We start from the raw sequence: 22,790 nt of genomic DNA on the forward strand, positions 1-22,790 counted from the left end.
TGGAAGTGATCGAATGTCGAAAATTCATATCGTAACGGATTCGACTGCTGATTTGAAAGCAGAAGAAATAGAAGCATACGGGCTTCACGTCGTTCCTTTATCGATCCAGATCGGGGGCAAGACCTATCTCGACCGCGTCGATTTGGAACCGGAGGCTTTTCTTGAACTGATGGAAAATTCGGATGAGTTCCCGAAGAGCTCACAGCCTGCGCCAGGCGTCTTCAAAGAACTGTATGATGAACTCGGCAAGGATGGAAGCCAAATCATTTCCATCCATATGACGGGCGGCATGAGCGGCACCGTGGAATCTGCCCGCACAGCAGCGGAATTGACGGATTCCGATGTCACGGTCATCGATTCCCGCTACATCTCCCATGCTTTGACATTCCAGGTATTCGAAGCTGCAGACATGGCAAAACAAGGGAAAACGGTCCAGGAAATTGTCGAGCGCGTGGAGCAGGTGCGCCGCAATACGAAGCTGTATGTCGTGGTCGATACGCTCGATAATTTAGTCAAAGGCGGCCGCATCGGCAAAGGCCGTGCGATGATCGGATCGTTCCTGAAGATCAAGCCGATTGCCTCGCTCGACGATGGCGAATACACCCCTGTCGCGAAAATGCGCAGCCATAAGCAAGTCGTGGACTATCTAGTGAAAGATTTTGCCGAACGCACGAAAGGCAAAGTAATCAAAGGCGTCGGCATCGCCCAGGCGAACGGGCAGTCGATGGCTGAGCCGCTGCGTGAAAAAATCAAGGAACTTGGCTTCACCGATATCCGCTACGATTTCACGACTCCGGTCATTTCCACGCATACGGGAATCGGCGCCATCGGTTTCATGTATTATACGGGGCAGGCCTAAGTAATCGTAAAGGAGAGACGGACGTGAAACACATCCTGTATATTGTCATCGCCTTATCGATTGTGCTTGCGGGATGTGCTTCGACGTTCAATTTCGGCAAAGAAGAAGCGGCGCCGCGCCTGCCTGTGGAATTCGCCCCGTATACAATCCCGCCGAACTTCATCCCTCAAACCGTCATCATCACCGCCCTTGGCGATTCTTTGTCACAAGGGGTGGGCGATACCGAAAACCGCGGAGGCTATGCCGGCCGCCTTGCGCTCGAAATGGCGGAATGGCCGGGGGTGGAAGGCATCGCCCTCGAAAATACAGCGAAACGCGGCAGGAGAAGCGATCAATTATTGGCGTTGTTCCAGCAAGGCAAGCTGTCGGGGCCGCTCCTTGCTTCCGATTATATCTTCATGACAATCGGCGGCAACGACGTCATGCGCATCGTCAAACGCGATTTGTTTTCGCTTAACATCGAAGCGTTCAGCGAAGAACTCGTTCTATACCAGAACCGCTTCGAGACCATCTACGCATCGATACGCGCATTGAACCCGTCGGCGCCGCTTATCGTCGTCGGCCTGTACAACCCGTTTTCTCTGGTGACGGATGAAGTGGAAGAATTCGATCAGATCATCGCTTCCTATAATGGGGTCATGCAAGAAACATTGGAAGGCGACCCGCATGCCTGTTTCGTGCCCGTCAGCGATTTATTCGTCGGTAACGAGAACTTGGTTTACCATACCGATTTCTTCCATCCGAACAGCAAAGGTTATGACCTGATGGCTGAGCGGGTCTCGGACAGAATGGGTCAATGCGGAATCAGCTTCCAAGGATAGGAGGTGGAAAGATGAAGAAATGGCGTTTTGCATTCTTCGTGCTATTGGTGCTGAACTTGATTGCTGTCATTGGATTTTTCCTGTTCATAACGGCACCATCCGATAATTTCAAAGACTATCAAGCGGAAAGCGTTCCGCCGCCTAAAGGCAATACCGTCGTCGTCAATACGACGAAAGCCGATTTCGAAGGCATTGCGAACACCTATATCGCCGATGCGATGGAGGGGCAGCCGATGCCTTTGCGCCTCGCGGTGGCCGACAATGTCAGTTTGTCTACCGAATTGACGGTGTTCGGGGTGACCTTGCCGATCCTGTTGACGTTTGACCCGGCCGTGCTGCCGGATGGCAATTTGCTCCTGGAGCAGCGTTCGGTTGAAGTCGGACAGCTCGACATTCCACCGGAGTCAGCGTTAAAATTACTTCGGGACTCTGTAGATCTTCCGGATTTTATGGAAGTGATGCCGAAAGAAGAGGAAGTCTTGCTGAATCTCACGGAAATCCCGATCAATGGCGGGGTTTCGGTGCGCGCAACATCGTTCGACCTTGAAGAAGATGATATCCGTCTTTTAGTGACGATCCAGCCATAATGTGAGGAGGGGTAAGATGAGAACGGAAAAAGCGACATTTGCAGGCGGCTGTTTTTGGTGCATGGTACAGCCTTTTGATTCCTTGGAAGGCATAGAGGCAGTCGTCAGCGGCTATACAGGCGGCGATTTGCCGAATCCCACGTATGAACAAGTTTGCACAAATTTGACCGGCCACCGGGAAGCTGTTGAAATCACGTTCCAGCCTGAGCTTTACCCGTATGAGCGCTTGCTTGAAGTATATTGGTCGCAGATTGACCCGACCGATGCCGGCGGGCAGTTTTTCGACCGCGGCGATTCCTATAAAACCGCTATTTATTACCATACGGAAGAACAGCGGATCGCGGCTGAAAAATCTAAATATCAATTGGATAAATCTGGAAAATTTAACAAGCCGATCGCTACGGATATTTTGCCGGCGAAGGAATTCTATCCGGCAGAAACCTATCACCAAGATTATTACCAGAAGAACCCGGCACATTATAACCGCTATGCAACAGGGTCCGGCCGCAAGGCATTTATCCAAAACCATTGGGGGGAATCGAAATGAAAGAAGATTTGAAAGCGAAATTGACACCGATGCAATATCACGTTACGCAGGAAAACGGCACTGAACCGCCGTTCCAAGGTGAATTCGACCAACATTTCGAAGAAGGCATCTATGTCGATATCGTTTCGGGTAAACCGTTGTTCAGCTCGAAAGATAAATTCGATGCCCATTGCGGCTGGCCAAGTTTTGCCAAGCCGATTGAAGGCGGGGAAATCAAGGAAAGCTTTGACACAAGCCACGGCATGAGACGGACGGAAGTGCGCTCTGCTTCTGCTGATTCGCATCTCGGCCATCTGTTTCCGGACGGGCCTTCTGAACTCGGCGGCTTGCGCTATTGCATCAACTCGGCGGCGTTGCGTTTCGTTCCGAAAGACCAATTGGAAGAGCAAGGCTATAGTGAGTACCTGCAACTATTCGAATAATATGGCAGCCTGGACTCCGGTCCGGGCTTTTTGCTGAAAGGAGGAGCCTCTCATGGAGCGCTCGTTTTATCAATTTGCTCTGAAATACCGCGGTAAAATCGTGCAAGACGAATACTCCCGGTTTGCCGAGGCGATGTTTTTGGATCACAGCTTCCCGAAAACGAGCACGGATTTTCATGAAATCTCCCAATATGTCGAAGAGAAGGCGCATCCCGTTCTCCAAGCTTCCACATTCGACCGGATATGGGAAGAATACGAAGCCGGTTGAGGCTCTTCATTGCACTTGGCATGAAAAAACAGTATGATTAAATCGACTAAAATAAAGTGAGGTTTTATGATGAGTGTCCACATTAATGCTAAAAAAGGCGATATCGCCGATACTATTCTGCTGCCGGGAGACCCGCTTCGCGCGAAGTACATCGCGGAAACGTTCCTAGAAGACGTTACATTGTATAACGAAGTCCGCAATATGTTCGGCTACACAGGTACATATAAAGGCAAACGCATTTCCGTTCAAGGAACGGGCATGGGCGTACCGTCCATCTCGATCTATGTGACGGAATTGATGCAAGAGTATGATGTGCAGAAATTGATCCGTGTCGGGACATGCGGTTCGATCCATAAAGACGTCAAAGTGCGTGATGTCATCCTTGCACAAGCAGCTTCTACGGATTCGAAAATGAACGATATCATCTTCAATGGCATCTCGTATGCGCCGATCGCCAACTTCGACCTTCTGCAAAAAGCGTATGCAGCCGGCCAGGAAAAAGGCTTGAACTTGCGTGTCGGGAATGTTTTCACGGAAGATGTCTTCTACAACGAGCATGCAGAGCATGAAAAATGGGCGCAGTACGGAATTCTAGGCCTTGAAATGGAGTCTTCCGCATTGTACACGCTGGCAGCGAAATTCGGCCGCAAAGCGCTATCGATCCTGACGGTCAGCGACCATCTATTGACTGGCGAAGTGACTTCCGCCGAAGAACGCCAAACGACTTTCAATGATATGATCGTTGTGGCATTGGACGCTGCGATCCAAGACTAACAGGAAAAAAGACTGTCGAGGCAGTCTTTTTCTTTTAACCCCGCCAAGTTTCAGGAGGATTTATGAAATTTGCTGTCAGGTGAATTAAGAAAGTGGTGAACCAAATGGACGAAAAGCGACCGGGAGAAGAACAGCAACCCGAAGCGCAAGCGGCAGAGGAACCGAAGTCGCATTTTATTCGAATGAAAACATTCTATTTCATTATGCTCGTCTTTTCCTTGATTATTGCGACAGCGGGCATCACCGTTTTCGCATTGACTTTTGGAGACGAAAAGGCGGTCGAAGTGAACAGCCCCGAACGCCAGGAATTCCAGAAGCTTTATTCGGCTTATGACCAAATCGAGCAGGAATACTTCGAGGAAGTGGAACAGGAAGATTTAATCAACGGTGCCATCAACGGCATGGTGGATGCCCTTGGCGACCCGTATTCCGATTATATGGATGAAAAAGAAGCTGCCCAGTTCATGGAAGGCATTTCTTCAAGCTTTGAAGGAATCGGGGCAGAAGTCCAAGAGCGCAATGGGTACGTAACGGTTGTTTCGCCGATCAAGAACTCGCCGGCTGAAAAAGCGGGGGTTTTGCCAAATGACCAGATTTTAGAAGTTGACGGCGAAAGCATTCAAGGGTTTTCTACGACCGAAGCGGTCATGTTGATCCGCGGGGAAAAAGGGACCGAAGTGACCTTGACGATCCAGCGCGGCGAGAATGCTGACCCGATCGAAATCACGATCGTCCGCGATGAGATTCCGATCGAAACGGTGTATGCGGAAATGGTCAATGACCAAGTCGCCCATATCAATATCACCAGTTTCTCTGAGAACACTTATGATGAATTGCAGGAAGCCATTGCTGAAATGGAAGAACAAGGCATGGAAGCGGCAGTCCTTGATGTGCGCCAGAATCCAGGCGGCTTGTTGAATACGGCGCTCGATATTTCCAACCTCTTCATCGAAGAAGGCAAGGAAATGTTCGAAGTGCAGGCAAAAGGCGAAGAGCCGGAAGTGTACTTGGCTACAGGCGGCGATAAACTGGATATCCCGGTCACTTTACTGATCGACGGAGGCAGTGCATCGGCTTCTGAGATTTTGGCAGGAGCGATGAGTGAATCCGCGGATGTGACATTGGTCGGCGAAAAAACCTTCGGGAAAGGGACCGTCCAAACAGCGAACGACCTGTCGGATGGCTCAAACCTGAAGTTCACGACCGCTAAATGGCTGACTCCGGATGGCAATTGGATCCACGAAGAAGGCATCGAGCCGGATGAAGTGGTCCCATATCCGGAATACGCATCCCTGCCGTTTCTTGATCCGTCAGTCGAATTGAAGGATGGCAGCATTTCCGAACAAGTGCAGACTGCTGAGAAAATGCTGGATGCACTCGGTTATGAAGTCGGTGAAATCGACGGCGTGTTCGAAGAAGAAATGGAGCAGGCAGTCATCGAATTCCAGGAAGCGAACGATCTGGAAGCGGACGGTGTATTGACCGAAGATACAACGTATGCGGTCATGGACCAATTGCGCGAAAAGATCAATACGGAAGACCCGCAGCTTCAAGAAGCAACAACGATCTTGATGGAACAAGCTGGATTAACAACGGAAGAACCGGCTGATGAAGAAGCGGGCACAGAAGAATAAGATAGTGGAAAAGGCCCGCTTCCGGCGGGCCTTTTCTTGCACATGGAAGAAAGGGTGAGTCGATGGTTGATGTTTATTTATTCAGTGGTTTTCTCGGGAGCGGGAAGACGACTTTACTGAAGAAAATGATCATGGAGTTTAAAGAAAAAGGCTTGAAACCGGCGGTGTTCATGAACGAACTCGGCTCGATGAATTTCGATTCGGAAGAAGTGGGGGACGGGGTGCCGCTCAAGGAAATCCTGGATGGCTGCATTTGCTGCAGCGGCTCGGAAAAATCGGAAGCGCAAATCCAGACCTTGCTCGCGGAGTCGGAATTCGACGTATTATTGATCGAAACGACAGGGGCGGCGCATCCTGTCGAAGCACTCGATGCGATATTCTCGCCGCTGTTCGCGGAGCGCTTGAACTTCCGCGGGATCGTGACGGTGGCTGACAGCAAACGCTTTTTGGAGCGCCAGCAATTGTCACCACAAATCCGCTCGTTGTTCATCGAGCAGATCCGCCATGCCGATTTATTGCTGGCGAATAAAATGGATTTGCTGAGCGAACCGGAACAAAGCCAGGCGATTTTTGAAATCCAGCAAATCAATCCGACGGCACGCATCGTCCAGACGGTCCATGCCAAAGTGCCGCTAAAATTGCTTGAATCTGTGAGCCCTGCACAGCGAGGGCCGGTCGAACAAGCACCGGTGTCAAAATTGAATTTGCAGACGAAAATCGTTTCATTTGATGAGCCCATCGAGCGCGAAGCGTTTGAAGAGTGGCTGCGCAATTTGCCGGATACGGTCTACCGCATCAAAGGCTATCTCACGCTTTCAGGCCATAGCTACCCGCATTCTTTCCAATATGCGTATGGCATGGTGCAATGGCTTCCCGAATATATGAAGCTGCGCAACCAGATTGTGCTGATCGGTGAAAACCTTGAGGAGCTGGCTATGCCATGATCGAGGCGTATAAAAGCTTATGGCCTGACCGGCAAGGGGTACAGTGCATCACGACGCAGGACGAGTTGGAAACAAACATACGCGTGGAGCTGAACGACGAATTGACCCACCCGCGTGTCCGCAAATCGGTGGAGGAAAAGCTGCAACTGGCGATCGTGCGAATCCATGAGTCGGCGCTTGCGGAAGAGGAAAAAACACAATTGATCCAGTTATACAAAAAACTTGCCGCTCATTGAGCGGCAAGTTTTTTTTGGATGATTAACAGGCGGATCGACAAGGTGATGGCGCCTGCCGTGAGCCCGGCGATCAGCCCGACCCAATAGCCGAATGCGCCGAGATCGGTGTATGTGGCGAACAGATAGCCAGAAGGCAGCCCGATGACCCAATAGGAAATGAGCGCCATGATGAAGGTGATATTGACGTCTTTATAGCCGCGCAGCGCCCCTTGCACCGGAGCTTGGACGGCATCCGACACTTGGAACAAGGCGGCAAAGATCAGGAACTGGACAGCGAGCCCGATCACCGCCGGGTCGGAAGAATACAACTGGGCAATCGGTTCCCGCAAGAAGTAGAGAATGGCGGAAGAGATGACGCTGAGCGTCACGGCTGCACCGACGCCGAGCCAGCTGTATTGCTTGGCATGTGACGCACGCTTTGCCCCCACTTCGAACCCGACCAGTATCGTCGCGCCCATCGATATGCTGAGCGGCAGCATATAGAGGAGCGAGGCGAAGTTCAATGCAATCTGATGGGCGGCGATGGTGATCGTCCCGTATACAGACATCATGAATGTGACCGCGGAAAAGATGCTCGTTTCGGCGAAGATCGAAATGCCGATCGGCACGCCGATCCCTGTGATTTCCTTCCAACGGGCCAAAGAAGGCCGTGCCCATTTGCGGAAAATCCCGAATGACTTGAACGGTTCATTCGTATGGATGATGAACGCGGCAATCGCGAGCACTAGCCAATACGTGATGGCCGACGCCATCCCGGCACCTGGGCCGCCGAGTTCAGGAAAGCCGAAGTTTCCGAAGATCAGCAAATAATTGAAGAAAACATTGATCGGTGCAGACATCAAGGTGATGAACATCGTGACGCGGGTAGCACCGAGCGCATCGATATACGAGCGCAGCGCGTTATAGGCGAACAGCGGGACCAGTCCTAAGCTCATCGCAAAAATATAGCTGCGAGCTACTTCGTTGACGGCGGGTTCAAGATCCATGAACCCGAGCAGCCAACCGATGCCGAAAAAGAAAAAGCCGAAGACGGCAGCGGCGAGGATGATAGCCAAGTAAATCCCTTGCTGCACCGCGTCTTTCACGCCTTCTTTTTTCTTGGCTCCCATCAATTGTGCTACAATTGGAGTAATGGACATGAGGATGCCGGCAAGGCCGATATAAACCGGAACCCAAAAAGAGGATCCGATCGACACGCCGGCAAGATCCTCGGTCCCGTAGCGGGCGGTCATGTAAATATCGAAAAAAGTCACCATATACATAGCGACTTGGGTGATGAGAATCGGCAAGACGATTTTCATTAAAAGTTTCAGTTTTTCTTGAGTCGTTTTCGTTTCGTACATATTCATAGCCTCCCAATACACTTGCAATACCAAATAAAACGAGTATATCACACAAACCGTGCAAAGTGATGAAGACACCTATGCACACAGTAGGAGAGTAGGACAACAGATGGAAAACAAGACAATCATTCTAACGGGCGGCGGAACGGCCGGCCATGTTTCATTGAACCAGGCAATCATCCCGGAACTGGAAAAACTCGGGTTCCGCGTCGAATATATCGGCTCCAAAGAAGGCATCGAAAACGAATTGATCCGCGACTCGTATCCGGAAATTACATACCACGCCATTTCAAGCGGCAAACTGCGCCGTTATTTCTCAATGAAGAATTTCACGGACCCGTTCCGTGTGGGGGCAGGATTGACGCAAGCCTTGAACATCATCCGCAAAGTGAAGCCGGTCGCAATCTTCTCAAAAGGCGGTTTCGTCTCAGTGCCGGTCGCGATGGCAGGGCGTCTCGCAGGCGTGCCTGTCATCATCCATGAATCCGATGTAACACCAGGCCTTGCGAACAAATTGGCAATCCCGTTTGCAGACCATATCTTTACGGTCTTCAAGGAAACGATGCGCCATGTGCCGAAAGAGAAATCGACTTGCACAGGCTCGGTCATCCGCAGTGAATTGCTTGATGGCTCTGCAGCGAGCGGCAGGGAATTATGCCATTTCGATAACACCCATAAAGTATTGATGGTGATGGGCGGAAGCCAAGGGTCGGCTCTCATCAATGATGCGGTGCGCGAGAACCTGGATATGTTGACCGAGCAATTCAATATCATTCATTTATGCGGGAAAGGCAATATCGATGAACGCCTTGAAGGCCACGAACAGTATTGCCAGTTCGAATATGTGACGCATGAATTGTCGCATCTTTTGCATTTGACGGACCTCGTCGTCTCCCGCGCAGGGTCGAATTCGATCTTTGAATTTCTGGCCTTGAAAAAGCCGATGCTGCTCATTCCCCTATCGAAGCAAAAAAGCCGGGGAGACCAGATCCTGAATGCCAATTTATTTGAGGCGCAAGGCTTTGCCCATGTCCTTGAAGAAGAGCAATTGAATGCACAGAGCTTCATGGCGGCGATTGAACGCCTAGTTGCAGAAGAAGAGCAATTGATACAAGCTATGACAGAAGCGGAACCGCCGAAAACCGCCTATGAAATGGCGAAGTTGGTGGCTGCGCACGCCAAATAAACTTGAGTTGAAGAGGTGTCGTTATGGAATTACTGAAAGTACATGGTTCAATGAATACATTTTTCCTCTATGAAGGAAGCGACCGCGATGATTTTCCGCAATTGGCAAAGGAATTGGCATTGCTCGACCCTAGCGTGGACGGCTTATTGACCGTCTCGCCATCTTCACGTGCCGATGCTAAAATGCGTGTCTTCAATACGGACGGTTCCGAAGCTTCCATGTGCGGCAATGGTTTGCGCTGCGTCGCGCGCTATGTTTGCGAACGGGAAGGCATCGAACAGGCCGTAATCGAAACGATGAAAGCGGATTTGGCGGTGCAAAAAGAACAGGAAGTCGACGCCGGCGTAAACATGTACGGTGTTGAAATTTCACCGGTGTCTTTCCAGCTTGCCGATTTGCCGATGATGTTCGATCAGCATACGGAATGGCGCCAACGTGCGTTGCCATTCGTGGGTGCTGACATTCCGTTTACGGCAGTTGCCGTGCCGAACCCTCACCTGATCGGGATCGTCGGCAAGGACTTGCAGCAAGACCCATCCCATCAGGAAAAATGGGCCGCTTATTTTAACGGCGACAATCCCTATTTTCCGGACGGGGTCAATTTAAGTTATGTGACGCCATTAAAAGAAGGGATTTTTGTCCGGACTTACGAGAGAGGCGTCGGCTTTACGGACGCCTGCGGTACAGCCATGACGGCATCCGCTTTGGTCAGCTGCCTTGCGGGGCTCGTCCCGTTCGGTGACGTTTCCGTCTTTAACCCAGGTGGTATGGTTAACTGTTCGGTAAAATCCGCGGACGGCCAGTATCAATTGAAATTGAGCGGCAATGCGACATATCTGGGCGTTTATCGCTTCCGTGCCGGCACTGCTTCAGCAGGCGGCGAGCTGGAACTGATGAACCAGTCGGATGAGCAGCCGGCTTATGAAAGATTCATTGAGAAAATCAGCGGTGCGACAGCAGAGCTGAGATAACAGAAAGCGGTGGATTCGATGTCCGGACCATTTACGAAAGAGCAAATGGATATGCTGTACGGGAAAGCGGCCGACCCGGTCTATTACATGGAACAGCAAGGGAACGGCTTTGTTTATGCTTGGGTCAATCCGGTCTGCATGGAAATTTTCGGGATCGATTTGACGGGCCGCACTGTAGAAGAGTGCATGCCGAGGGAATTAGCCCATGAAATCCATAAACAATACCGGATTGCGATCAAGCGCAATGAACGGCATCGTTACCGTGATTATAGCCTGTTTTCCGACCGCGGCACCGCGATGGAAACCGAGCTGACCCCATTCAGGCACGAGGGCGTGCAATATGTGCTGGCCATCACGAGGGATGTGACTGAACAAAAGAAAATAGAAGAGGATTATCTGTTCTATCAATCGCTTGTGCAGAATTCAGTCGATCCGATGTTGATGATCTCGGCGGATTTCACCATTCTTGATATGAACCCGGCTTATGAAAAAACCTTTGGCGTGGAACGCCAGGAATGGATTGGCCGCAATTACGATGACATTCCGCACGACAAGCAGAAATTCTTCGAAACGGGCAAGCTCCTTCTTGAAAACAGCCGGAGTACCCACAAAGCGAGTTCGATTTTCTTGAACCGTGTCAAAAGCGATGGGCGCGAGGCAAAGTTTTCAGCCAGTTATTCATTGATCAAGGAAGATGGAATCATCCGTGCTTTCCATGTCGTGTTCCGTGAGCTGACGAATGAATTGTTATTGAAGCATGAACTGAAACGGACGGAGAATATTCTGGAAAGCTACAAGGATGCACTGAATTACGCAGCACTCGTACTCATTTGGGATATCTCCGGTATGATTGAATTTGCCAATGATAACTTCAAGAAACTGACGGGCTTTGACAGCAGTGAATTGACCGGGATGAATATACTGTCGATCGGGCAAGCCATCATGCCTGAGCAGCAACTTGCACATCTCCAGTCTGTCCTGAAAAAAGGCGAAATCTGGCGCGGTCAAGTGCGAAGCCTGAAGAAGAATGGGCAGCCGTTCTGGGTGGATGCCACGATCATTCCGCTATTTGATGTCGAAGGGCGGATCTATCAGATGCTCTCCATCCTGTTCGATATCACCGACCGCAAGGAAATGGAAGAGCAATTGCACCATATGGCGTATCACGATCCGTTGACGAATTTGCCGAATCGCCGGATGATGGTCAAACATTTCCGTGAAATGGCAGCGTATAGCCGCCGGATGGGAGACCAAGTCGCTGTTTTATACATAGATGGCGATAATTTCAAGGAAATCAATGATCAGCATGGCCATGAAATCGGCGATGAATTCATTCATCAATTTGCCCGCGCGCTTGAACGCAGCATCCGAAAGCGGGATGTGGCGGCGCGTATCGGAGGAGATGAATTTCTCATCCTGCTGCCAGGGATTTCCGCCAACGATAGCCGCAGCCAGATCGAGAGCATCATCTCGCGAATCCAGCAAACCTTGAAAGATGGATGGATTATCGACGGCCAGCAATTCTCCCCGACTTGCTCAATCGGAAGTGCCTTATATCCAGAAGATGGGAGCGAGTTCGAGGAGCTGATCCAAAAAGCCGACCATGCACTTTATGAAGCGAAGAAAAAAGGCGGGGGCATCGTTTGTTTTCACGGCGAAGAATGAGTTTCTTCCATAAGAAACCGGTAATTCTGCCGCCTTGGATGCATGTAAGCGCTTCAATGTGTTTTAACTGAATCTTTTCAAGTAAAAGCATTGTTTTTTTCAGTGGAAGTAGTAAGATTGATATGGAAATTCGTTCAGTACCGCTACAGCCCTGCCGCTTTAAGTCGGGCGAGGGGCGTGCTAAAATAGGAAAGACCTATAAATAAAAGTGAATGCCATAAGGCAAATAGTTGGAGGTTATTCAATGTCTACCAATCAACCGGACACAAAATCCCCATGGAATTCCATAACCGGCCCAAACTTGGGTTATGTCATGGAGATGTACGAGCTTTATCAGGAATCCCCTGATTTGATCGACCCTGAGTTTGCAGAGCTATTCAAGCAATACGGCCCGCCTGCTGAGCAGCCTGCCGTACAGACCGGCGCTGCTGCCGGAACTGCTTCCGGTGCCGCAGTCGAACCGAACCGCTTTGAAAAAGTACTGGCAGCGGTCAATTTAGCGGAAGCGATCCGTGCACATGGCCATTTGGCATCGGATATCTACCCGCTGAAAGACCAGCCGCGGGACACGGAAAGACTGGAAATCTCAAAATACGGCTTGACAGAAGCCGATTTGAAAGATGTCCCAGTATCCCTGATCCTGGAAAACGCTCCAGCCGAAGTGAAAAACGGCCTTGATGCAATCAATTACCTGAAATCGCTTTATACCGACAAAATCGCTTACGAATTCGCGCATGTCATCCAACCGCAGGAACGCAGCTGGATCCAGTCGAAAATTGAAGCAGGCGATATGAAGCCGAAACTCGATGCCGACAAGAAAAAACAGGTATTGGATCTTTTGACGCGCGTGGAAGGATTTGAGAAGTTCGTCCACCGTACATTTGTCGGCCAGAAACGCTTTTCTATCGAAGGCGTCGATTCACTTGTCGTCTTGATGGATGAGTTGGTCCGCATGTCTGAATCGTCAGGCACTGAAAACATCATGATCGGCATGGCCCACCGCGGCCGTTTGAATGTTTTGACACACATCCTCCATAAGCCGTATGAAATGATGTTCGCTGGATTCGCCCATGTCGGCGATGAAGCGTTCCTTCCGGAAGACGGATCGCTTGAAATCACGAAAGGCTGGTTCGGCGATGTGAAATACCATATGGGTGCTGCACATAGTTCGAAGGCAGGAACGAAGATCAAGCTTGCCTATAACCCGTCCCACCTGGAAGTCGTGAGCCCGATCGTTACAGGGCAAACACGCGCTGCACAGGAAATGACTATGCAGAGTGGTTTAGCCCCTCACGATCCGAAAAAAGCCTATTCGATCCTCGTACACGGCGACGCAGCGTTCCCAGGGCAAGGCATCGTGACGGAAACATTGAACTTCAGCCGCATCAAAGGCTATCAAACTGGCGGGTCGATCCATATCATCGCCAATAACCTGATCGGTTTTACGACGGAACAGCATGACTCCCGTTCAACGCATTATTCATCCGACCCTGCAAAAGGCTTTGAAGTTCCGGTATTGCATGTCAATGCAGACGATCCAGAAGCTGTCGTAGCTGTCGCTCGCTTGGCGTTTGAATACCGCGAGAAGTTCGGGAAAGACATCTTGATCGACTTGATCGGCTACCGCCGCTACGGCCATAACGAAATGGATGAGCCGCTAGTGACGAACCCGATGATGTACCAGGGCGTTCATCAGCACGACACGGTCCGTGAATTATACGGGAAACAATTAGCTTCAGAAAGTGTGCTTTCTGAAGATGAAGTCAAAAAGCTCGATGCAGACATCCAAAAAGTGATGCAGGAAGCTTATGATAAAGTGAAGGAAAACAAATCCGACGACCACCCGAAAGTGGAGATGCCGGAAGCCGTCCTGAACGGTTTCCCGGAAATCGAAACGGGTGTCGGTAAAGACGCTCTTGAAAAAATGAACCAGGAGCTATTGTCATGGCCGCAAGACTTTTCCGTTTTCGGCAAATTGGCGCGCATCCTGAAACGCCGCGAAGAGCCATTCAAAGGAAAAGGCAAAATCGATTGGGCCCATGCGGAGACTTTGGCATTCGGTACCATCTTGCAAGAAGGCCACCCGATCCGCCTGACAGGGCAAGACGCCCAGCGCGGGACATTCGCCCATCGCCACCTTGTATTGCATGATGAGAAAAACGGCAACGAGCTTGTTCCGCTCCACCACATTTCCGACTCGAAAGCATCATTTGTCGTCTACAACAGCCCGCTAAGTGAAGCTTCCATCCTGGGCTTCGAGTACGGCTATAATGTTGAGAATGACAAAGCTTTGGTCATTTGGGAAGCCCAATATGGGGATTTCGCCAATATGGCACAAGTCATGTTCGACCAATTCATTTCGTCCGGCCGCGCGAAATGGGGCCAGAAATCCGGTTTGGTCATGCTTCTTCCACATGGCTATGAAGGGCAGGGACCGGAACACTCCAGCGCCCGTCTCGAGCGCTATTTGCAGATGGCTGGGGAAAACAACTGGACAGTTGCAAACCTGTCCAGCGCAGCGAACTATTTCCACATTCTCCGCCGCCAGGCGAAAATGCTGGGAGAGGAAGCCATCCGCCCAATGATCATCGTATCGCCGAAGTCACTTCTTAGACACCCGCTTGTCGGGGCTGAAGTTGACCAATTGGCAGAAGGCAAGTTCGAGACAGTCATTGAACAGCCGGGTACAGGGCAGGATGCGAAGAAGGTAAAACGCCTGCTATTTGCAAGCGGCAAGATGGCCATCGATTTGGCTGAACGCGTCAAAGACGGGAAAGGGTACGAGTGGGCGCATATCGTCCGCGTCGAGCAATTGTACCCGTTCCCATCCGAGAAAATCAAAGCGATCATCGACCGTTACCCGAATGCCAAGGAATTGGCCTGGGTCCAGGAAGAGCCGCAAAACATGGGGTCTTGGTCATTTGCCGACCCTTACTTGCGCGAACTTGCAGACGGCAAAGAAGTGAAATACTACGGACGCATGAAGCGCCAAAGCCCTGCAGAAGGCGACGGCGAGTCACATAAAGTCGAACAGGCACGCATCATCGATGAAGCTTTAGCTAAATCGAAATGATGAACTTTTAAGGAGGAATTAATTGTGGCAGAGATCAAAGTACCGGAATTAGCAGAATCGATTACAGAAGGAACGATCGCACAATGGCTGAAACAGCCGGGCGATACAGTGGAAAAAGGGGAATTCATCGTTGAACTTGAGACAGACAAAGTCAATGTTGAAGTCATCTCTGAAGAAGCGGGCGTCGTCCAGGAATTGCTTGCAGAAGAAGGCGATACAGTTGAAGTCGGCCAAGTAATCGCAACAGTCGGAGAAGGTTCTGGCGAAGCGGCAGCTTCAGCACCGAAAGAAGAAGCTCCAAAAGAAGATCTTGCTAAAGAAGAAGCGAAGCAAGAAGCTCCTGCTGACCAGGAAGCTGCACCGTCGGAAGAAGAAAGCACTTCTTCCGACCGCACAATCGCAAGCCCGGCAGCCCGTAAATTGGCTCGTGAAAAAGGTATTGACCTGGCTTCCATCACTCCAGTCGACCCAATGGGCCGCGTGCGCGTCCAGGACGTTGAAGCACATGGTTCAAAACCGGCAGCGGCTCCTGCAAAACAGGAAGCACCGAAAGCCTCAGCTGCTGCAGCCCCATCTTCTGATGAAGAAAGCGGCCGTATCGTCCGCGAAAAAATGACAAGACGCCGCCAGACCATTGCGAAGCGTTTGCTCGAAGTGAAGCAATCGACTGCCATGCTGACGACGTTCAACGAAATCGACATGACCAATGTCATGGAACTGCGCAAGCGCAAGAAAGACAAATTCCAGCAAGACCACGACGTCAAGCTTGGATTCATGTCATTCTTCACAAAAGCAGTTACAGCTGCATTGAAAAAATATCCATACGTCAATGCTGAAATCGATGGCACAGATGTTCTCTTGAAGCAGTTCTATGATGTAGGAATCGCTGTATCGACTGAGGAAGGCCTTGTAGTGCCGATTGTCCGTGATACGGATAAAAAGAACTTTGCAGAAATTGAAGCGTCAATCGGCGAATTGGCGACAAAAGCACGCGACAAGAAATTGTCGATCGGCGATATGACCGGCGGATCGTTCACGATTACAAACGGCGGCGTCTTCGGTTCACTCTTGTCTACACCGATCTTGAACGGTACGCAAGTCGGGATTCTCGGCATGCACACGATCCAGAAGCGCCCGATTGCAGTGGGCGACAATGTTGAAATCCGCCCGATGATGTACGTAGCACTATCGTATGACCACCGTGTCATCGATGGCAGCGATTCTGTCGGTTTCTTGAAAACAGTGAAAGAATTGATCGAGAACCCAGAAGACCTATTGCTTGAATCTTAAGACCACACCAAAAGGCAGCTCCATTGCGGGGCTGCCTTTTGTTATGGGATAATGTGGCATAGAGACGGGGGATTTGGATGGAGCTGGATTTTTTATGGGAAATGGCGATGGAATACGGGTACTTGAGCATGTTCTTGGTGAATTGGCTTCTGCTGTTCGGCCTGCCGATCCCGAATGAATTCGCGGCAGCGTTTTCAGGCGTCGTAACGGAAACAAGTGATTTCAAGCCGCTGCCAGCCTTTCTTTCCGCTTATAGCGGGCTGGTCACAAGCAATTTATTTGCATACGGGCTCGGCTGGCTGTTCGGGAACCGGTTGATCGAATGGCTGCAGTCGACATTTCTGCAGAGCGGCATTGAACGCTTCCGGCAATTTTTGGCCCATAAAGGCAATTGGGCGATCGCTTTCAGCTTTTTCCTTCCTGGCGTGCGTTGGGCAATGCCATACGTCGTGGGTGCCGACCGCTTTCCGCTGGGGCGCTATTTGTTGTATGCCCTGCCTGCTGGATTTATCTGGACCGTCGCCTATTTCACATTGGGCCGCAGTTTCCCCTACGCCTATGAAGCGATTCTTGGACACCTGCAATGGTTTTTGATTGCCTTATCGAGTATCGCGGTCATCGGGTTGATGGTATATCTGGCAATCGTCCGAAAAGGCGGCAAGGGAGGGCAAGTTTGAATTCCTCTGGAGTTTTCCTTATACTGAAACTAGCTGATGAACATTAATTATTAAGATAGAAAAGGATGAGAACAATGATACATACCAATTGGCTGGAAAAAGAAACCATCCGTACCGTGAAGTGCAAGCATACCGATGCCGACAAATTTCTGGTGTCGAATGTGCTGACGGCAGGACAGCAATATGACGTGAAAAACGAAACTGAAGAATTTTTGTTTGTCGTCGACAATACAGGGAAAGTCGGCGGCTATTACAAAACTTATTTCGAGTGATTAACAAAAACCGATGAAGCCATCGGTTTTTTCTATGGAGACAGGAGTGGAGCAGATGACGATTATCGATGAAGAAATTCAAAAACGGACGCAGCGGGACCATGCAGAAGATTCGAACCTGATCGGCGAAGGCGGCTATATCTCGCCGGATGAAAATCTCTGGGACGACATCCTGACAGCTGTCGTGCTGAAAAAGCCGGTGCTGTTGAAAGGGCCGACAGGAGCAGGGAAAACCAAGCTCGCAGAAAGCATTTCCGACCTGTTCCAGCAGCCCATGCAGAGCATCAACTGCTCGGTCGACTTGGACGCGGAAGCCTTGCTCGGCTTCAAGACATTGGTTCAGCGCGATGGGAAAAGCGCGATCGAATTTGTTGAAGGCCCTGTCGTCACGGCCATGAAACATGGCCATATCCTTTATATTGATGAGATCAATATGGCAAAAGCTGAAACCTTGCCGATTCTCCACAGTGCGCTCGATTATCGGCGTATGCTGACCAACCCATTTACCGGTGAAGTGATCCAAGCGCATCCTGACTTTTCGGTAATGGCTGCCATCAATGAAGGGTATATCGGGACATCGCCGATGAATGAAGCGTTGAAAAACCGTTTCATTTCCTATCCGATTCCTTATTTGTCCGGCGATCAGCTCCGGGGCCTATGGGACAGGGAATTTCCGGATGCAGACCCAAAGCTGAAAACTTTCATGTTGAACTTGGCAGCGGATTTGATGAAGCAAGTGGAGAGCGGCCTCATGTCGGAAGAAGCCGCCTCAATCCGCAGTTTAATGGATGCCACTGCGCTTGCGATGCACATCGATCCTTTGCGCGCCGTCCGCTACGCCATCGCTGAAAAACTGGACGATGAAAGTGAACGGACACTATTGATGGATTTGGCGAATACTTGGCGAAAGTAGGGATGCAGGATGACTTCAATCAATCGCTTTATCCAATTCAATAATGAAACGGTTGATACAAGGCTCCTTAACCGGATGGAACATCTTGCGAGAGCGTTGTCATCCGCCCCTTACTTGAAGGTGACAACACGGAAATTATGGGAATTCCGGCCATCTGAAGGCGCTGTCTCGATGAGTGTGTTCTGGCGCCATCGGCCAAAGGAAATCGAGCAGGCGGGGTATCTTTCGGATATTTATTTGGTGAGCGCTGGCTTTTGGCGCCATTTCAGCATGCGTTCCTGGCGCGATTTTGAAAGGATGGAAACCGGTTTGCCGGAACTTTCCGCGCAATTGCTGCTTATGGCGGAAGAATTCCGCTTAAGCGACCGTGTCGTTGCGGAGCGTCCCGGGACGAAGCCTGTATTTGAAGTAAGGGAGAAAATAGTCACCGGTTTTCACGAAGACCAGCTGGAACAGAACCGGAAAAAGGGATTTTGGGCTGATGCCTTCCTCAATGCAGCATACTTAAAGCTGCGGGGCAAGGATGTCTCGCTAAGTGACGAGCTGGATCCCTTATTTCTGGCCTGGACGGAATTATTCAGTGCCGATTCCACTGATGACTCTATGCGAACCGTCCAAAAGATTTTGCCAAGGCTGGAATATTTGCTAGGTTCGGATGCCCTCCATACGTATTATACATTCGGCGAACCGGCGGAAAAAATGCCGCCTCCGAGGTATCATGAAGGCATTGAGGCAGAGCAGCCAGAAGGGGAAGAGGAGATCGACACGATCGAAGAATGGTTCCAGTCCTGGCACCGGGAAACCGAGTTGAATGATGCCGCAGCCCTTGAGTATGAACTCGAGCGCGGCGATTCAAAACTTGCCGATGGGGGAAGGGAAGAAGAAGGCGCGGGGGAAGTCGAACAGACCGGAACGGGAGAGTCACAAGGCGAACACAGGGAGGACAACCTGGCTGATGAGCGCAGGAAAGATGAAAAGAAACCGAAAAAAGCGAACGGCCGTTTTGGTTCTGCGAATGATGGCGTCGTCTATTATGAATCACGCATCGAACCATTGCCTTTCGATCGCCAGCAGCTGCAGCAATGGCGCAGCGAGCAAGCGCCATATGTGCGTGCGTTGCTGAAGGAAATGCAAAAGCGCATGCAGCAGCGTGTCGAAAGCGAGCGGACGAATCTGCATGCCGGCCGCCTGTCGAAAAACCTATTGCCGCTCGTCACCGACGAACGGCCCAAGCCTTTCTACCGGAAAACCGCCCCTTCAAAGCAATTGGATGCAGTCTTCAGCTTGATGATCGACGGTTCCGCTTCGATGGTCGACAAGCTCGACGAGACCAAGCAGGCGGTGCTATTGTTCCACGATGTGCTCAGGTCGCTCAATATTCCGCATGAAATCGCGGTGTTCTATGAAGATGCCTATGAGGCGGGGGATGATAAACAGCCCAATTATTTTGAATGGCTGCATAAATTTACCGATGGCATGGCCGACCATGCAGCTGAAATAATGTCACTGGATGCGCATGAAGACAACCGTGACGGTTTTGCAATTCGATGGATGGCCGAGCGCCTGAAATTGCGTCCCGAAAAACACCGATTCATGTTGGTCTTTTCGGATGGCGAGCCTTCAGCTTATAATTATGCCGATAACGGGATTATCGATACCGCTCAAGCGGTGTCGGAAACCGGGAAGATGGGCATCGAAGTGATGCATCTGTTCTTGAGCGGCGAATCGACAAGCGAGGAACAAGCAGCGTTCTACCGGATGCTCTATGGCAATAAATCGGTCAGCGCCGATTCACTGGAGCAATTTGTCGAGCAGACGCTGCGCTTATTGAAACGCACCTTGCATTTGGTTGTACAGGCATTATAATGAACAATCTAAAAACCCCTACGCAAAAAATGCGAAGGGGTTTTTTCAGCTTGTCAAGAAAGTTAAGAAGTCGTATTTTCCGAAGCTTATCGCGCGACTCCGTGGGCTCGCGCCCAAGCCTCCTCAGTCGCTATGAAACCCTTGTGCTCAACTCTCACTGCGTTCGAGCATCGCAGAAAACCCGCTTGCTCAACTTTCGCTTCGCTCAAGCATCGCAGAAAAAATTTGCTCCCACATCTGCGTGGCAGATGCGTCGCAAATGAATGCGCTCAGAGAAGCTTCGCTCATTCATTCCTTGCGGGGTCTCGGCCGTCTCGTCGCTTACGCTGCTTGACAGGAAAGATAAGGTCGACCTACGGGAGACATTATCTTTGCAAAAGTAATGCGCAGCATTATTGAGCAGAAGGGGTTACGAGCGAACGCTTCTCCAAATACTTAGGAAGATCATTGATTATTGAATGTAGAAAAAACGACTCCATTCTATTTCGCAATGGATTAATAGACTTCTTCAACACTCTTTAAAAACCCCTTCGCAAAAAATGCGAAGGGGTTTTTAATCAATTCTTTTCCCGGCCATCGTGAATGGCGAGCAGGCGTTGCTTCAAGTCTTCTTCCATGCGGCCAATTTCAAGCTCTGCCGCTTTACGGTTGCGGCGGCCTTCTGCCTGGATTTTCAATGTTTCTTCAATCGTTTCAAGCAAATTCTCCTGGGTCTGCTTTAAGGTCTCGATTTCAACGATGCCGCGCTCATTTTCACGTGCGGTTTCGATCGAGTTCATCTTGAGCATTTCCGAGTTCTTCAAAAGCAAGTCATTCGTAGTGGAAGTCACTTGCTTTTGCGCCTCGACCGCTTTCATCTGCTTATTCAAGGTCAACGCGATGGCGATCTGGTTTTTCCATAGTGGAATGGATGTCATAATCGATGATTGGATTTTTTCCGCAAGCGTTTGGTTGGTCTGCTGGATCATGCGGATCTGCGGCGCGCTTTGGATCGTAATCTGGCGTGACAGCTGCAGGTCATACAGGCGCTTTTCCAATCGGTCGACATACTGGACCATGTCGTTCACTTCCTGATAGGCCATTTGATCATTGGAAGCTTCGGCTTTCTTGCGCAGTGCGGGAATCGTTTCATTCATGATTTCGTCCCGTTTGATTTCAGCTGCCGCGATATAGACGTTCAAAGCCTGGAAATAGGTCTTGTTCTGGTCGTATAGTTGTTCGAGCATCTGGACGTCTTCCAACAAGCCTCGTTTTGAATGGTCAAGCTGGACGCTGATGCGGTCGACTTGTGTGCTCAGTTTCTGGTATTTGCTCATCATTTCCTGGACGGAATATTTTGCGCGGTTGAACATTTTGCGCAGCCCTTTTTGCTTTTTCTGCGTCAGCTCTTCGGGGTTCAGCTGTTCGAGTTTTTTCATAAGGTCGTGGAGCACATCGCCAACAGGGCCGATATCTTTTCGCTGGACGTGATCGAGCATTTTATGCGAGAACTGGCTCAGCTGGTTTTGGGCATTGGCGCCGTATGTGAGGATGGCTTCACGGTTGCCGGTCGGAATCTGCTTGGCCAATTCACGGGCCTTTTCCTGTTCCTCGGCACTCAAACGGTCGAGCAGCGCGACTGGCTGGCCTTCCGTTTGCGCCAATTGAGTTTGCTGTGAGGTTTCCTCCATGCCAAAAGGGGTCCCAAGAAGTTCATCCAACTCATTTCTCGTCTGGTTGTTGGTCATTTTCCATGTCTCCTTTATGTTCGATTTGCTGTTGCTGATCAATCGTACGCGTATGGTGCTGGTCGACAGCGAGCCGCGCATAATCAAGTTCCATGCGCAATTGCTCCACATCCGTTGACAGCACGCGTTTCAGGTCGGCTTCCATCACCTGTTGGAGCGAACGGAGCATTTCGCGGGTTTCCTGGAGCGCAATGCGCATCTCCATGTCTTTGACAGGCTGCCCGACCAATAATGTATATTTCCCGGTCAATTCAATGGCGGAATCCAGATGAGAATAGAAGAACGGTTCTGCCAAATAGAATTTACGCGGGTTTTGCTGGACGATCATCAGGATCTTATTGGCGATTTTGACCATATCCATCAATTGCTTGAAAGATGATATGGAACGCACTTTATAATATTGGCTTTGCAAGGTTTTGATTTTTTCTTTGCCTTCCTTGATCTGCACGCGGATATTGCGGTATTCGCTTCTTGTCATGCCGAGCTGCTTTGAGTCGCTCGACAGCTGGTATTGCTTCATCGATGTATTGCTGGCGAAATAAGTGCCGGCTGCAACAGCACCGGAAGCAAGCAGCCCGATTTCTGCCCCTAAATAGAGGATCGGAAACATGGCGGACATAAGAGGGAGGCTGACCGATTGTCTTTTGATGAAGTTTTCGATCGGCTTAATGGGTTTCATGCTCTAACCTCCTTAACGGCTACTAAACTATACGTG

The 22,790-nt window shown here is 50.4% G+C and carries 22 protein-coding genes; 19 read left to right on the top strand and 3 right to left on the bottom strand.

From position 1 onward, the window contains the following. Nucleotides 1-13 precede the first annotated feature (13 nt). The 10 genes from DP119_RS06155 (at nt 14) to DP119_RS06200 (ending at nt 7,092) form a co-directional block, all read left to right on the top strand. Nucleotides 14-859 carry a DegV family protein gene (locus DP119_RS06155; protein WP_112231779.1) on the top strand — a complete coding sequence of 282 codons (846 nt, stop codon included), beginning with the start codon at nt 14-16 and terminating at the stop codon, nt 857-859. Nucleotides 860-882: 23 nt separating this feature from the next. Then, nucleotides 883-1,680 (top strand): GDSL-type esterase/lipase family protein, encoded by a 798-nt coding sequence (locus DP119_RS06160; protein ID WP_112231782.1) that lies wholly within the window; start codon nt 883-885, stop codon nt 1,678-1,680. Nucleotides 1,681-1,691: 11 nt separating this feature from the next. Further along, nucleotides 1,692-2,267 carry a YpmS family protein gene (locus tag DP119_RS06165; protein ID WP_112231784.1) on the top strand — a complete coding sequence of 192 codons (576 nt, stop codon included), beginning with the start codon at nt 1,692-1,694 and terminating at the stop codon, nt 2,265-2,267. Nucleotides 2,268-2,283: 16 nt separating this feature from the next. Further along, nucleotides 2,284-2,814 (top strand): peptide-methionine (S)-S-oxide reductase MsrA, encoded by a 531-nt coding sequence (msrA, locus tag DP119_RS06170; protein WP_112231786.1) that lies wholly within the window; start codon nt 2,284-2,286, stop codon nt 2,812-2,814. Further along, on the top strand, nt 2,811-3,236 hold the full coding sequence (gene msrB / locus DP119_RS06175; protein WP_112231788.1) for a peptide-methionine (R)-S-oxide reductase MsrB: 426 nt from the start codon (nt 2,811-2,813) through the stop codon (nt 3,234-3,236). Before msrA ends, msrB begins: the two co-directional genes overlap by 4 nt. A 52-nt stretch (nt 3,237-3,288) precedes the next feature. Beyond that, entirely contained in the window at nt 3,289-3,504 is a 216-nt protein-coding gene (locus tag DP119_RS06180; protein ID WP_112231790.1) for a YozE family protein, read from the top strand. 69 nt (nt 3,505-3,573) lie between these two features. Continuing rightward, nucleotides 3,574-4,278 (top strand): purine-nucleoside phosphorylase, encoded by a 705-nt coding sequence (deoD, locus tag DP119_RS06185; protein ID WP_058380644.1) that lies wholly within the window; start codon nt 3,574-3,576, stop codon nt 4,276-4,278. Between the two features lie 104 nt (nt 4,279-4,382). After that, on the top strand, nt 4,383-5,912 hold the full coding sequence (locus DP119_RS06190; protein ID WP_112231968.1) for a lmo1851 family serine protease: 1,530 nt from the start codon (nt 4,383-4,385) through the stop codon (nt 5,910-5,912). Between the two features lie 62 nt (nt 5,913-5,974). Next, nucleotides 5,975-6,856: a CobW family GTP-binding protein gene (locus DP119_RS06195; RefSeq protein WP_112231792.1), complete on the top strand. Its 882-nt coding sequence runs from the start codon at nt 5,975-5,977 to the stop codon at nt 6,854-6,856. Then, nucleotides 6,853-7,092: a hypothetical protein gene (locus DP119_RS06200; RefSeq protein ID WP_112231794.1), complete on the top strand. Its 240-nt coding sequence runs from the start codon at nt 6,853-6,855 to the stop codon at nt 7,090-7,092. The genes DP119_RS06195 and DP119_RS06200 overlap by 4 nt, the downstream gene beginning before the upstream one ends. Here the strand turns inward: DP119_RS06200 and DP119_RS06205 are convergent. After that, nucleotides 7,086-8,435 (bottom strand): MATE family efflux transporter, encoded by a 1,350-nt coding sequence (locus tag DP119_RS06205; protein ID WP_112231796.1) that lies wholly within the window; start codon nt 8,433-8,435, stop codon nt 7,086-7,088. The genes DP119_RS06200 and DP119_RS06205 overlap by 7 nt on opposite strands. Before the next feature lie 109 nt (nt 8,436-8,544). Between DP119_RS06205 and DP119_RS06210 the strand changes: the two genes are divergently transcribed. From DP119_RS06210 to DP119_RS06250, 9 genes are all read left to right on the top strand, one after another. After that, the gene (locus tag DP119_RS06210; RefSeq protein WP_112231798.1) at nt 8,545-9,621 is read left to right on the top strand and encodes an undecaprenyldiphospho-muramoylpentapeptide beta-N-acetylglucosaminyltransferase; all 1,077 of its coding nucleotides are present in this window, start codon (nt 8,545-8,547) and stop codon (nt 9,619-9,621) included. A 23-nt stretch (nt 9,622-9,644) separates the two neighbouring features. After that, nucleotides 9,645-10,592 (top strand): diaminopimelate epimerase, encoded by a 948-nt coding sequence (gene dapF, locus DP119_RS06215; RefSeq protein WP_112231800.1) that lies wholly within the window; start codon nt 9,645-9,647, stop codon nt 10,590-10,592. Nucleotides 10,593-10,610: 18 nt separating this feature from the next. Next, nucleotides 10,611-12,257: a diguanylate cyclase domain-containing protein gene (locus DP119_RS06220; RefSeq protein ID WP_112231802.1), complete on the top strand. Its 1,647-nt coding sequence runs from the start codon at nt 10,611-10,613 to the stop codon at nt 12,255-12,257. A gap of 244 nt (nt 12,258-12,501) precedes the next feature. Then, nucleotides 12,502-15,330: a 2-oxoglutarate dehydrogenase E1 component gene (locus DP119_RS06225; protein ID WP_112231804.1), complete on the top strand. Its 2,829-nt coding sequence runs from the start codon at nt 12,502-12,504 to the stop codon at nt 15,328-15,330. 24 nt (nt 15,331-15,354) lie between these two features. Then, nucleotides 15,355-16,620 (top strand): 2-oxoglutarate dehydrogenase complex dihydrolipoyllysine-residue succinyltransferase, encoded by a 1,266-nt coding sequence (gene odhB, locus DP119_RS06230; protein WP_112231806.1) that lies wholly within the window; start codon nt 15,355-15,357, stop codon nt 16,618-16,620. A 77-nt stretch (nt 16,621-16,697) separates the two neighbouring features. Beyond that, nucleotides 16,698-17,297, top strand: a complete 600-nt coding sequence (locus DP119_RS06235; protein WP_112231808.1) for a DedA family protein — start codon at nt 16,698-16,700, stop codon at nt 17,295-17,297. A gap of 74 nt (nt 17,298-17,371) precedes the next feature. Next, nucleotides 17,372-17,569, top strand: a complete 198-nt coding sequence (locus DP119_RS06240; RefSeq protein WP_112231810.1) for a DUF6501 family protein — start codon at nt 17,372-17,374, stop codon at nt 17,567-17,569. Between the two features lie 55 nt (nt 17,570-17,624). Then, complete coding sequence (locus DP119_RS06245) at nt 17,625-18,482, top strand: AAA family ATPase (protein ID WP_112231812.1); 858 nt, start codon at nt 17,625-17,627, stop codon at nt 18,480-18,482. A 9-nt stretch (nt 18,483-18,491) separates the two neighbouring features. After that, a complete protein-coding gene (locus tag DP119_RS06250) occupies nt 18,492-20,348 on the top strand; it encodes a vWA domain-containing protein (RefSeq protein ID WP_112231814.1) in 1,857 nt (618 codons plus the stop codon). Between the two features lie 557 nt (nt 20,349-20,905). Here the strand turns inward: DP119_RS06250 and DP119_RS06255 are convergent. Both DP119_RS06255 and DP119_RS06260 read right to left on the bottom strand, forming a co-directional pair. After that, nucleotides 20,906-22,075, bottom strand: coding sequence for a toxic anion resistance protein (locus DP119_RS06255; protein WP_112231816.1), 1,170 nt, complete (start codon nt 22,073-22,075; stop codon nt 20,906-20,908). Beyond that, nucleotides 22,050-22,754, bottom strand: coding sequence for a 5-bromo-4-chloroindolyl phosphate hydrolysis family protein (locus DP119_RS06260; RefSeq protein ID WP_112231818.1), 705 nt, complete (start codon nt 22,752-22,754; stop codon nt 22,050-22,052). The genes DP119_RS06255 and DP119_RS06260 overlap by 26 nt, the downstream gene beginning before the upstream one ends. Nucleotides 22,755-22,790 lie beyond the last annotated feature (36 nt).

It is taken from the genome of Planococcus maitriensis (assembly GCF_003289925.1).
In the GTDB taxonomy this organism is placed as follows: Bacteria; Bacillota; Bacilli; order Bacillales_A; family Planococcaceae; genus Planococcus; species Planococcus maitriensis.

Excerpts from the sequence above, each read along its gene's own strand:
- DP119_RS06155 (WP_112231779.1), top strand. The coding sequence starts at position 14 with ATGTCGAAAATTCATATCGTAACGGATTCGACTGCTGATTTGAAAGCA.
- DP119_RS06165 (WP_112231784.1), top strand. The coding sequence starts at position 1,692 with ATGAAGAAATGGCGTTTTGCATTCTTCGTGCTATTGGTGCTGAACTTG.
- msrA (WP_112231786.1), top strand. The coding sequence starts at position 2,284 with ATGAGAACGGAAAAAGCGACATTTGCAGGCGGCTGTTTTTGGTGCATG.
- msrB (WP_112231788.1), top strand. The coding sequence starts at position 2,811 with ATGAAAGAAGATTTGAAAGCGAAATTGACACCGATGCAATATCACGTT.
- DP119_RS06180 (WP_112231790.1), top strand. The coding sequence starts at position 3,289 with ATGGAGCGCTCGTTTTATCAATTTGCTCTGAAATACCGCGGTAAAATC.
- deoD (WP_058380644.1), top strand. The coding sequence starts at position 3,574 with ATGAGTGTCCACATTAATGCTAAAAAAGGCGATATCGCCGATACTATT.
- DP119_RS06190 (WP_112231968.1), top strand. The coding sequence starts at position 4,383 with ATGGACGAAAAGCGACCGGGAGAAGAACAGCAACCCGAAGCGCAAGCG.
- DP119_RS06195 (WP_112231792.1), top strand. The coding sequence starts at position 5,975 with ATGGTTGATGTTTATTTATTCAGTGGTTTTCTCGGGAGCGGGAAGACG.
- DP119_RS06200 (WP_112231794.1), top strand. The coding sequence starts at position 6,853 with ATGATCGAGGCGTATAAAAGCTTATGGCCTGACCGGCAAGGGGTACAG.
- DP119_RS06205 (WP_112231796.1), bottom strand. The coding sequence starts at position 8,435 with ATGTACGAAACGAAAACGACTCAAGAAAAACTGAAACTTTTAATGAAA.
- DP119_RS06210 (WP_112231798.1), top strand. The coding sequence starts at position 8,545 with ATGGAAAACAAGACAATCATTCTAACGGGCGGCGGAACGGCCGGCCAT.
- dapF (WP_112231800.1), top strand. The coding sequence starts at position 9,645 with ATGGAATTACTGAAAGTACATGGTTCAATGAATACATTTTTCCTCTAT.
- DP119_RS06220 (WP_112231802.1), top strand. The coding sequence starts at position 10,611 with ATGTCCGGACCATTTACGAAAGAGCAAATGGATATGCTGTACGGGAAA.
- DP119_RS06225 (WP_112231804.1), top strand. The coding sequence starts at position 12,502 with ATGTCTACCAATCAACCGGACACAAAATCCCCATGGAATTCCATAACC.
- DP119_RS06235 (WP_112231808.1), top strand. The coding sequence starts at position 16,698 with ATGGAGCTGGATTTTTTATGGGAAATGGCGATGGAATACGGGTACTTG.
- DP119_RS06240 (WP_112231810.1), top strand. The coding sequence starts at position 17,372 with ATGATACATACCAATTGGCTGGAAAAAGAAACCATCCGTACCGTGAAG.
- DP119_RS06245 (WP_112231812.1), top strand. The coding sequence starts at position 17,625 with ATGACGATTATCGATGAAGAAATTCAAAAACGGACGCAGCGGGACCAT.
- DP119_RS06250 (WP_112231814.1), top strand. The coding sequence starts at position 18,492 with ATGACTTCAATCAATCGCTTTATCCAATTCAATAATGAAACGGTTGAT.
- DP119_RS06255 (WP_112231816.1), bottom strand. The coding sequence starts at position 22,075 with ATGACCAACAACCAGACGAGAAATGAGTTGGATGAACTTCTTGGGACC.
- DP119_RS06260 (WP_112231818.1), bottom strand. The coding sequence starts at position 22,754 with ATGAAACCCATTAAGCCGATCGAAAACTTCATCAAAAGACAATCGGTC.